We start from the raw sequence: 10521 nt of genomic DNA on the forward strand, positions 1-10521 counted from the left end.
CGCAACTGGTGTCCTCCTGGAGTTGTTTGTGCTTGATTTTTTGCTGCTGTGGGGTTTTTATGGGGGGTGGTTCTGACGCCGGGTTGCCGGGGCAAAGGTTAGTTGGCCCCGGCAAGCGAATTACTCGCCGGTCGCCTTGGCGATGATCTCCTTGGACACGTTGGCCGGAACCTCCGCGTACTGGGCGAACACCATGGAGTAGTTCGCGCGACCCTGGGTCTTCGACCGCAGGTCACCGATGTAGCCGAACATCTCCGAGAGCGGAACCAGCGCCTTGACGACACGGGCACCACTGCGTTCCTCCATGGCCTGAATCTGGCCACGGCGGGAGTTGAGGTCGCCGATCACGTCGCCCATGTAATCCTCGGGCGTGATGACCTCGACCGCCATGAGCGGCTCGAGGATCACCGGACCGGCCTTGCGGGCCGCTTCCTTGAGGGCCTGCGAGCCCGCGATCTTGAACGCCATTTCCGACGAGTCGACGTCGTGGTACGCGCCGTCGAGCAGGGTGACCTTCAGGTTCACCAGCGGGTAGCCGGCGAGCACGCCGTACTGCATGGCGTCCTGGGCACCCGCGTCGACCGACGGGATGTACTCACGGGGCACGCGACCGCCGGAGACCTTGTTCTCGAACTCGTAGTGCGCACCGTCTTCGCCGACGAAGGGCTCGACCGCGATGATGACCTTCGCGAACTGGCCGGAGCCACCCGTCTGCTTCTTGTGCGTGAACTCGAGCTTCTCGACGGCCTTGGTGATCGTCTCGCGGTAGGCCACCTGCGGCTTACCGACGTTCGCCTCGACCTTGAACTCGCGCTTCATGCGGTCGACGAGGATGTCGAGGTGGAGCTCGCCCATGCCGCCGATGACGGTCTGGCCGGTCTCGGCGTCCAGCTTGACCGAGAACGTCGGGTCTTCGCGCGCCAGCTTCTGGATCGCGGTGCCGAGCTTCTCCTGGTCGGACTTGGTCTTGGGCTCGATCGAGACCTCGATGACCGGGTCCGGGAACGTCATCGACTCGAGGACGACCTGGTTCTGCGGGTCGGAGAGGGTGTCACCGGTGGTGGTGTCCTTCAGACCGATCACGGCGTAGATGTGGCCTGCCGAGGCGGTGGTGACCGGGTTCTCCTTGTTGGAGTGCATCTGGAACAGCTTGCCCAGACGCTCCTTCTTGCCCTTGGTCGAGTTGACGACCTGCGAGCCGGAGTCGACCTTGCCCGAGTACACGCGGACGTAGGTGAGCTCACCGAAGAACGGGTGCACCGCGATCTTGAACGCCAGGGCCGCGAACGGCTCGTCGACGTTCGGCTTGCGGGTGACGAGCTCTTCTTCCTTACCCGGGATGTGGCCGGTGGTGGCCTCGACATCCAGCGGGGACGGCAGGTAGTCGATGACCGCGTCGAGCATGGGCTGCACGCCCTTGTTCTTGAACGCGGAACCACACAGCACCGGGTACAGCTCGGAGTTGACCGTCATCTTGCGGATGGCGCCCTTGATCTCCTCGATCGAGAGCTCCTCACCGCCGAAGAACTTCTCCAGCAGTGCCTCGTCGGACTCGGCGACGGTCTCGAGCAGCTCCTGACGGTACTGCTCGGCCTTCTCCACGAGGTCGGCCGGGATCTCGACGACCTCGTACTCTTCGCCGAGCTTGGTCTCGCCCTTCCAGACCTTGGCGTTGTTCTCGACCAGGTCGACGATGCCCTCGAAGTCGTTCTCCGCGCCGATCGGCAGCTGGATGACCAGCGGCTTGGCACCGAGACGGTCCTTGATGGTCTGCACCGTGAAGTAGAAGTCGGCGCCGAGCTTGTCCATCTTGTTCACGAAGCAGATACGCGGCACGTCGTACTTGTCGGCCTGACGCCACACCTGCTCGGACTGCGGCTCGACACCCTCTTTGCCGTCGAACACGGCGACAGCACCATCGAGCACGCGCAGCGAACGCTCCACCTCGACGGTGAAGTCGACGTGCCCGGGGGTGTCGATGATGTTGATCTGGTTGTCTTTCCAGAAACAGGTGGTAGCGGCGGAGGTGATGGTGATACCACGCTCCTGCTCCTGCTCCATCCAGTCCATCGTGGCAGCGCCGTCGTGGACCTCACCGATCTTGTACGTGATACCGGTGTAGAAGAGGATGCGTTCGGTAGTGGTGGTCTTGCCCGCATCGATGTGGGCCATGATGCCGATGTTGCGGACCTTGTTCAGGTCGGTGAGCACGTCCTGTGCCACGGAAATCTTCCCCGCTCGTTAGCTAGTTGGAATTCTCGGGAACGACCCTGGTTCGGGTCGTCACAATGTCAACGCCGGGGGCGGCACCGAAGTGCCGCGTCCCGACTGAAAGCCTTCCGGCGCCGACACTAGCGACGGGCCGGGCGGCAATCACCAGCGGTAGTGCGCGAAGGCCCGGTTCGACTCGGCCATCTTGTGGGTGTCCTCGCGACGCTTCACCGAAGCGCCGAGGCCGTTGCTGGCGTCGAGGAGCTCGTTGGCGAGACGCTCGACCATGGTCTTCTCGCGACGGGCGCGGGAGTAGCTGACCAGCCAGCGCAGGGCCAGGGTGTTGGCGCGGCCCGGACGGACCTCGACCGGCACCTGGTAGGTGGCGCCACCGACGCGGCGGGGCTTCACCTCGAGGGCGGGCTTGACGTTGTCCAGCGCACGCTTGAGGGTGACGACCGGATCGGTGCCGGTCTTCTCACGCGCCTGCTCGAGAGCACCGTAGACGATGCGCTCGGCGGTGGACTTCTTACCGTCCAGCAGGATCTTGTTGACCAGCTGAGTGACCAGCGGCGACCCGTAGACCGGGTCGTTGATCAGCGGACGCTTGGGTGCGGGGCCCTTGCGTGGCATATCAGCTCTTCTCCTTCTTGGCGCCGTAGCGGCTGCGGGCCTGCTTGCGGTTCTTCACACCCTGGGTGTCCAGCGAGCCACGGATGATCTTGTAGCGGACACCGGGAAGGTCCTTCACACGACCGCCACGGACGAGCACCATCGAGTGCTCCTGCAGGTTGTGGCCCTCGCCGGGGATGTACGCCGTGACCTCGACTGCGCTGGTCAGGCGAACACGCGCGACCTTACGGAGCGCGGAGTTCGGCTTCTTGGGGGTGGTGGTGTACACGCGAGTGCACACGCCACGACGCTGCGGGCTCCCCTTCAGGGCCGCAGTCTTGGTCTTGGAGACCTTGTCGCGGCGACCCTTGCGGACCAGCTGGTTGATGGTTGGCATAGACCGGCTTTCCTTATTGGTAATTGCGGCTGTCGGAACACGTGTCTTCAGTTCATCGAGCTTTCACTCGCACGTCCGACCGTGTTTCCGTTTACCCGCGGTCGGGCGTGTCGCGCGCAGCTCAGGGCCCTTTTTCTGGGCACGCTGGAACGTTCCGGCCGCTCTCGCTGGCCTACGTTCACGCACGAACTTGCCCGTAGCAATCCGGGCACAGGGATCCACGATACCCGCGTGCCCGAATCCGGGTCAAAGCGGGGTGGACCGGCAAGGCTTCTACCGGGCCAGATCCAAGGTCAGCTCCACCAATTTCTGGGCGGCGGCGCACGGATCCGGGTGGGCCGAACCCGGCTTGTAGTTGATCCACCAGCCGACGACCCCGACATCGGCGGCCGGTGCGGTGACTCCGCAGGAGTCGTTGTCGCCCGGCCTGCGCACCTGCAGTGCCCTGCGGCCCTGCACGGTGATGTCGCCGGTGAGATAGCCCAACTTGTCGTTGGTGGTCTTCTCGTTGTTCAGCGTACCCATCTCGTACCAGTTCAGGGTGGCCATGGCCCCGCCGCCGGGGGCGTCCTCGATCTCCCACATGCAGACGGCGCCGGAGAACGAGCCGTTCACGTAGGTGGCGTTGCCGACGATCTCGCCGATCTTGTCGACGGCCACCACGTCGCACTCGCGCAGCAGTTTGTCGAAGTCGGTGTTGATCGCCTCACCACCGCCACCGCCGCCCAGCGGCTGCGCGTTGCCCTGGACCTTCTCGGCACAGCCGGCCAGCCCTGCGGTGAGCAGCAGCGCGGCCGTCGCGGCGACCGCGACCCGGCGCGCGCTCACTCGAGCCGTCCCACGGTCAGCTCGGCCAGTTTCCTGGTCCGGTCGCACGGGTTGCCGCCGGTCGCGAACAGGCCGGTGGACATGGACCACTCGAAGAAGTCATCGTCGAGCTGGACGGCGAGATCGCAGACCGTGCCCTGGGGGTCGAGCGCCTGGAAGCCGGCGCGACCGCCCACATCGATGGTCTGCGGATTGCGGCCGACGTTGGACACCCACGCCTTCTCGCGTTCGATCGGGCTGCCCCGGTACGAGGCGAAGGTGACGCTCGGCGAACTCAAGCCGGCGGCCTGCCAGTTGCAGCCGGTCGCGTTCTTGTACACGCGCGAGATCTGGCCGAGGCCCGCGAGATTGCGTACCTCGTCGTCGGTGACGTGTCCGCATTCACCGACGAAAGGTCCCAGCGAGGCGACCTTCGGTGGTGGTCGGTTCGGGCCGGTCGGCGTATCGGAGTCGCCCCCCGATCCGCACGACGTCAGCATGACGACCAGGGCCATGCCGGTGATGATCGCCGAGGGGATCCGCATGCCATGAACTCTAGTGGCTGCGCCGCCGGGCTCACAGGTTGCCGCGGGCCTCCTGCTCGCGTTCGATGGCCTGGAAGAGGGCCTTGAAGTTGCCTTTTCCGAAGCCGAGTGAGCCGTGTCGCTCGATGAGTTCGAAGAAGACGGTCGGGCGGTCGGCGAGCGGGCGGGTGAAGATCTGCAGGAGGTAGCCGTCCTCGTCGCGGTCGACCAGGATGCCGCGGCGCTGCAACTCCCCCACCGGGACTCGCACGTGGCCGATCCTGGCGCGTAGTTCGGGGTCCTCGTAGTAGGTGTCGGGGGTTTGCAGGAATTCGACGCCTTCGGCGCGCAGCGCGTCGACCGTGGCGAGGATGTCGCCGGTGGCCAGGGCGATGTGCTGGACGCCGGGGCCGCGATAGAACTCGAGGTACTCGTCGATCTGAGAACGCTTGCGGCCCACCGCCGGTTCGTTGAGCGGGAACTTGACCCGGTGGTTGCCGTTGGCGACGACCTTGCTCATCAGCGCGGAGTACTCGGTGGCGATGTCGTCGCCGACGAACTCGGCCATGTTCGTGAATCCCATGACGTCGCGGTAGAAGTCGACCCAGCGGTCCATCATGCCGAGCTCGACATTGCCGACCACGTGGTCGATCGCCTGGAAGAGCCGGGCGGTGCGTCGCTGATGGGTGGACGTGCGGGCCACATAGCCCGGCAGATACGGCCCGTAGTACCCGGACCGGTCGACCAGGGTGTGCCTGGTCTCGCCGTAGGTGGCCAGCGCCGCGGAACGGACGGTGCCGAATTCGTCGCTCTCGTCATGGGGTTCGACCAGGATTCGCGCGCCGTGGTCGCGCGCCCACGCGATGCAGCGGTCGACATCGGGCACCTCGAGGGCGATGTCGACGATGCCGTCGCCGTGCCGGTCATGATGGGCGACGAGCGGGCTGTCGGGATCGACCGCGCCCTGCACGACGAACCGCGCTCCCCCGCTGCGCAGCACGAACGACTTGTGGTCGCGATCGCCGGTCTCGGGACCGGAGTACGCCTCCAGCCGCATCCCGAACGCCGACTGCAGGAAGTGCGCGCTCTGGGTCGCGTTGCCGACGACCCACACCAGCGCGTCCCACCCGATCACCGGAAACGGATCGACGCTGTCGTCATGCTCGATCAGCCCGACGAGCTGCTGCTCAATGGTCATGACCTAGGAAATCTCGTTTCGGGCGAGCTGGGCAACTACTCCGTCGGAGGCTGAACAGGCTGACACAATAGGCTACCGATCGCGGCCCGATGGTGGACAATTTGAATAGCACCTGATCGCGCAGACACGGAGGCCTTGCGATGCGTACGCCGGCGAAACTGGACGAACTCGATCTCGCGATCCTCACCGCGATGCACCAGTTCCAGAAGGCCGGGATCCTCGAGTTGTCGCGGCGAACGAAGGTCGCGCGGGCGACGGTGCAGGCCAGGATCAACCGGATGGAGGAGTCGGGGGTGATCGCCTCCTACGATCCGCAGATCGACGTGACCGCCGCCGGATTCGACGTGCAGGCCTTCGTGACGCTGGAGATCGCGCAGGGCGCGCTGGACACCGTGAGCGCCGAGCTCGAAGCCATCCCCGGCGTGCTGGAGGCCTACGCGACGACCGGCTCCGGCGACGTGCTGTGCCGGATCGGCGCCGACTCGCACGCCGGGCTGCAGTCGGTGCTGCTCAGCATCGATCGGACCAGTTCGGTGGTGCGCTCACACAGCGTGATCGTGCTGTCGACGGTGATCGCGCGGCGCACCATGCCGCTGCTGCGAACCCTGACCCCGGCGGGCACCGCGAAGGCGCCCGCCTACCGCGAGCCGCGCTGAGCGGCCCCGCGGTGTCACGGCCGGACGTCCGCGCCGGGTGCCAGGATCTCCACGGCGGGCGCGGATTCCGGTTCGAGGAAGGCGAGCAGCGCGGCCGCTTCCGATTCGACCTGTGCGGCTTCGGTTTTCGTCCAGGGGCGCAGCGGGCTGATGCGTAGCCGGGCGGTGCCGGACTTGACGAAGATCTTGTATATCCCGGCCAGGAAACCGTCGATCAGCACCGGGGAGACCCAGGAGGCGAAGGCGCGCAGCGGGGGCGCGGAGTCGTCGCCGAGGATGCGGGTGCGGTCCTGGTGGGACAGCAGCGCGTTGTCGTACCAGCCCAGCAGGCGGACCGGGGCGGGTAGATCGGGGTCGGCGAGGTCGAGGTCGGCGGCGTCATAGAGGGTCCGGCCGCGCTCGTCGGTGTAGGTGCGGACCCTGTCGCCCAGGTCGGCGACGGCCTGTTTCATCGCGGGCAGGCGCGACCAGGCCTGCATGTCCATCGTGGACGCGGGGCCGAACGCACGCAGATAGCGCAGGATCAGTTCGGCCACCGGGTAATTCGGGTCAAGCGGCGCACCGAGCCACGGTTCCACGCGGGACCAGACCGGTCGGCTGTTGTCGCGCCAGCGGCCGCGCGGCGGTGTCTGCAGGACGGGCAGTTGATACAGCCAGGTCTGCACGACCGCGCCCGCGTCGCGATCGGGGTAGATCCTGGCCGCTTCGGCGCGCATCGTGGCGGTGGCCATCGGCTCGTCTCCGAGCGTCGCTTCGCCGTGCGCGCGCACCTCGTCGGGATCTAGTCCGACCATCGCGCCGTAGTTGAAACCCTTGCGGAACGGCGTCTTCTCCAGCTCCGGCTGGATGTGCGGCGCGATGCGCAGTGCGTCGGGCGGGGTGACGAGGTGAATGGTGCCGCGCATCAGGGTGATTCGCACCAGCGAGCGGTCTTCCAGGCCCGTCGACACCGTCGCCGGATCGAAGCCGGCGATCCGGCTCCACAATCCGACGAACGGCGGGGGTACGTCCTGGGCTTGCAGGCCGATGAGGTGGTCGCACATCTGCGGGGTCGTCAGCGCCGACCGCTCGAGCAGGTGCTGACGCGCGAGCAGCGTCCGGTTCAGCACCCGATTCGACAGCTGCATGCGACTCCTCCAACTCCCCCGGTGACGAGCTGGACGATACCGCCCGACTACGACACACTCCGGCTCCGTGCGGCGAGCATCGGGCGCACGGCGCAGCGTCACGCCCGGCTCGGTCTACCATCGCGACAAACTCGGCGCAGCGTCACTCTCAGCTCAGCGTCAGCGTCGCGACCAACTCGGCCGACCGGCGCGCCGAACTCAGCGCAGCTGCACGACCACCTTGCCGGTCGCCGTCCGGTTGTCCAGCGCGGCAACGGCTTCGGCGGTCTTGTCCAGCGGGTACAGGACCGGCTCGGGGGCGGGGATGGCGCCGGAGGCGAGCAGCGGTTCGACCTCGGCCCACTGTTCGGCGAGGTAGGTGGGGTGGCTCATCACCCATTCGCCCCAGGCCGCGCCCACGACCTCGACGTTCTTGAGCAGCAGGCGGTTCACCTTCACGGTCGGGATCTCGCCCGCGGTGAAACCGACGACCAGCAGCCTGCCGCCACCGGCCAGGCAGCGGACGCTGTCGGTGAAGCGGTCGCCGCCGACGGGGTCGAGCACGATGTCGACGCCGCGACCGCCGGTGAGCTCCTTCACGGCAGCGAGCCAGCCTTCGGTCAGCACCACATCGGACGCGCCGTTGGCCTTGGCCACCTGGGCTTTCGCCTCGGTGCTGACCACCGCGATCACCCGGCCCGCGCCGAGCGCCCTTGCCATCCGCAGGGTGGAGGTGCCGATGCCGCCCGCGGCGCCGTGCACCAGCACGGTCTCGCCCTCGGTGATCCGGCCGCGCTTGGTCAGGCAGAAGTGGACGGTGAGGTCGTTGAACAGGATGCCCGCGCCCGCTTCGAGCGAGACGTTGTCGGGCAGTTTGAACACGGCGTGCTCGGGCGAGACGGCCACCTCGGCGACACCGTTGCCGAGCATGGTCAGCGCGGCGACGCGGTCGCCGGGGCGCAGCGACGAACCCTCCGGCGCCTCGCGCACGACACCGGCCACCTCGCCGCCGACGACGAACGGCAGGCCCGGCTTCATCTGGTAGAGCCCGCGCGTCATCAGCACATCGGGGAAGGCGATGCCCGCCGCGTGCACGTCGATCAGTACCCCGCCGGGATAGGCCACCGGCTCGGGCAGGTCGACGATCTCGATCGCCGACGGACCGTCCAATTTGCCGACCTGGGCTGCGCGCATGATCGAACAATATCCCGGCGAACCGGTCAGCGATGGGCGAATTCCGTGACCTGCTCGCTGGCCAGCACCGACCCGTCCTTGATGATCGTCAGGCCCGCGGGAGTGAGCTGGTATTGCGTGCCGTCGGTCGGGTTGGTCGCGGTGAATCCGCCGCCGCCGGTGGGCACCGGGTCGTCGAGTTCGATGCCGAGACCGTTGCTGGCTCGGGCGCCCTTGTAGTAGTAGCGGTTGTCGCCGGTATGGCAGATGATCACGCGCGAGCCGGTGGTGCGGGCGATGGTCATCGCGGCGTCGTTGTCGTTGCAGCGCGGGCTGCCGTTGACGAAGCCCTGGCCGTCGGCGCCGGAGACGCTCGACTGCAGCGGCGGCACGGTCGTCCTGGTCGGCGAGGGCGGTGAGGTGACGACCCGGGTGGTCGGCACGGTCTGGTCGACCGTCTCGATCTGTGGCGGCGGCGGGATGACGGCGCTCGTCGCCGTGTTCGGCGGATCGGCCACGGTCTTCTTGTCGTCGCCGACACCCAGCATCACCCACACCCCGATGCCGACCGCGGCGACCACGATCAGCGCGCCCAGCGCGCCGGCCAGGATCGGCGTCGACGAATTGCGTTGCGGTGGCAGCGGTAGCGGCGCGGAGGGGTGGGTGTTACCGCCGGCGCGAGTGGGCTGCGGGCCTGCCATCCGGTAGCCCGGCGGCGGCGTCCACTGCTGGTGCGGAGCGGCGGCAGGCGTGACCACGACCTGCGGACCCGACACGGTGGGCGGTGGCGGCTCACCGGTGTCCCACGACCGCGGCGCGGGAACCACGGTCGCCGCAGCCACCTGCGGTCCCGGCGCCGTGCTCGGCGCCGAGCGCTCGGCCTGCACGAGGGCCGCGCGGGCGGCACGAGCCAGGTCGCCGGGGGTGGCGTAGCGCTGCTGCGGCTGCTTGGCCATGCCGCGATCGATCACGGAGTCGAAGAAGGCCAGTCCGGGGTCGACGGCGCTCGGCCGCGGGGGCGGCGCCATCTGGTGCGAGCCGATCGCGCCGGCGAGGCTGTTGACCGGGTACGGGACCCGGCCGACCAGGGATTCGTAGAGCACACAGGTGAGGGCGTAGGTGTCCACCGCCGCGGTCATCGGCTGGTCCTCGAACCGCTCCGGCGCCATGTACGCCATCGAGCCGACCGCGCTGCCCGTACTGGTGAGCTGCGGGTCGGAGTCGGTGTGCGCGATACCGAAATCCACGAGGTAGGCGAACATAGTGCTGGTGAGCAGGATGTTGGCAGGCTTCACGTCGCGGTGGACGAGCCCGATCTCGTGCGCGGCGTCGAGCGCGGCGGCGATCTGCTCGACGACCTGCACCGACTCACCCGGTGTCAGCCTGCCGTGCCGCTGCAGGCGGTCCTTGAGATCGCTGCCCTTGACCAGGCGCATGTCGATGTAGAGGACACCGTCGACCTCGCCCCAGTCGTGCACCGGGATGACGTGCGGTTCCTGCACACTCGCCATCGCGTGCGATTCCCGCCGGAAGCGCTGCACATAGACGGGATCCCTGGCCAGCTCGCGGTTGAGCACCTTGACGGCGACAGTGCGATTCTTGGAGGTGTCGTAGGCCTCGTAGACCTCCCCCATACCGCCGACTCCGAGGAGCCTGCGCATTTCATAGCGCCCGAACATCGAGCCCGCCATTGCCCCGCCGGCCATCCCAGCAGGCTACCGGGCGCTGGTCGCTCCTGTCATGTACGACAACGGGGCCGGCGCCCGCGCGGTGTCCCCCCCCGGGGTCCGAGAGTCCCGGCGCAGCGGGGGGGGGTGTTGTGGGGCCCCGAGAGTGT

The 10521-nt window shown here is 67.6% G+C and carries 10 protein-coding genes; 1 reads left to right on the plus strand and 9 read right to left on the minus strand.

Features of this window, described 5'->3' with window-relative positions; translation table 11 throughout:
* Positions 1-120: 120 nt before the first annotated feature.
* From fusA to hppD, 6 genes are all read right to left on the minus strand, one after another.
* Complete coding sequence (fusA, locus tag ACFWPJ_RS02885) at positions 121-2223, minus strand: elongation factor G (protein ID WP_378846312.1); 2103 nt, start codon at positions 2221-2223, stop codon at positions 121-123.
* A gap of 150 nt (positions 2224-2373) precedes the next feature.
* Complete coding sequence (gene rpsG, locus ACFWPJ_RS02890; RefSeq protein ID WP_019049358.1) at positions 2374-2844, minus strand: 30S ribosomal protein S7; 471 nt, start codon at positions 2842-2844, stop codon at positions 2374-2376.
* 1 nt (position 2845) lies between these two features.
* A complete protein-coding gene (rpsL, locus tag ACFWPJ_RS02895; protein WP_019049359.1) occupies positions 2846-3220 on the minus strand; it encodes a 30S ribosomal protein S12 in 375 nt (124 codons plus the stop codon).
* Between the two features lie 273 nt (positions 3221-3493).
* Positions 3494-4048 carry a DUF3558 domain-containing protein gene (locus tag ACFWPJ_RS02900; RefSeq protein WP_378846314.1) on the minus strand — a complete coding sequence of 185 codons (555 nt, stop codon included), beginning with the start codon at positions 4046-4048 and terminating at the stop codon, positions 3494-3496.
* Complete coding sequence (locus tag ACFWPJ_RS02905) at positions 4045-4572, minus strand: DUF3558 domain-containing protein (RefSeq protein ID WP_378846316.1); 528 nt, start codon at positions 4570-4572, stop codon at positions 4045-4047. Before ACFWPJ_RS02905 ends, ACFWPJ_RS02900 begins: the two co-directional genes overlap by 4 nt.
* Before the next feature lie 31 nt (positions 4573-4603).
* A complete protein-coding gene (gene hppD / locus ACFWPJ_RS02910; RefSeq protein ID WP_378846318.1) occupies positions 4604-5749 on the minus strand; it encodes a 4-hydroxyphenylpyruvate dioxygenase in 1146 nt (381 codons plus the stop codon).
* A 140-nt stretch (positions 5750-5889) separates the two neighbouring features.
* On the opposite strand from hppD, the gene ACFWPJ_RS02915 reads away from it, so the two are divergent.
* Positions 5890-6405: an Lrp/AsnC family transcriptional regulator gene (locus ACFWPJ_RS02915; protein ID WP_189025654.1), complete on the plus strand. Its 516-nt coding sequence runs from the start codon at positions 5890-5892 to the stop codon at positions 6403-6405.
* Positions 6406-6419: 14 nt separating this feature from the next.
* On the opposite strand, the gene ACFWPJ_RS02920 is transcribed toward ACFWPJ_RS02915, so the two are convergent.
* The 3 genes from ACFWPJ_RS02920 to ACFWPJ_RS02930 all read right to left on the minus strand — a co-directional run bounded on the left by ACFWPJ_RS02920 (position 6420) and on the right by ACFWPJ_RS02930 (position 10390).
* Entirely contained in the window at positions 6420-7532 is a 1113-nt protein-coding gene (locus ACFWPJ_RS02920) for a winged helix DNA-binding domain-containing protein (protein ID WP_378846320.1), read from the minus strand.
* Between the two features lie 198 nt (positions 7533-7730).
* Complete coding sequence (locus ACFWPJ_RS02925) at positions 7731-8705, minus strand: NADPH:quinone oxidoreductase family protein (protein ID WP_378846321.1); 975 nt, start codon at positions 8703-8705, stop codon at positions 7731-7733.
* Between the two features lie 26 nt (positions 8706-8731).
* The gene (locus tag ACFWPJ_RS02930; protein WP_378846323.1) at positions 8732-10390 is read right to left on the minus strand and encodes a protein kinase; all 1659 of its coding nucleotides are present in this window, start codon (positions 10388-10390) and stop codon (positions 8732-8734) included.
* Positions 10391-10521 lie beyond the last annotated feature (131 nt).

Origin of the sequence: Nocardia sp. NPDC058497 (assembly GCF_042720195.1) — a bacterium.
Lineage (GTDB): Bacteria > Actinomycetota > Actinomycetes > Mycobacteriales > Mycobacteriaceae > Nocardia.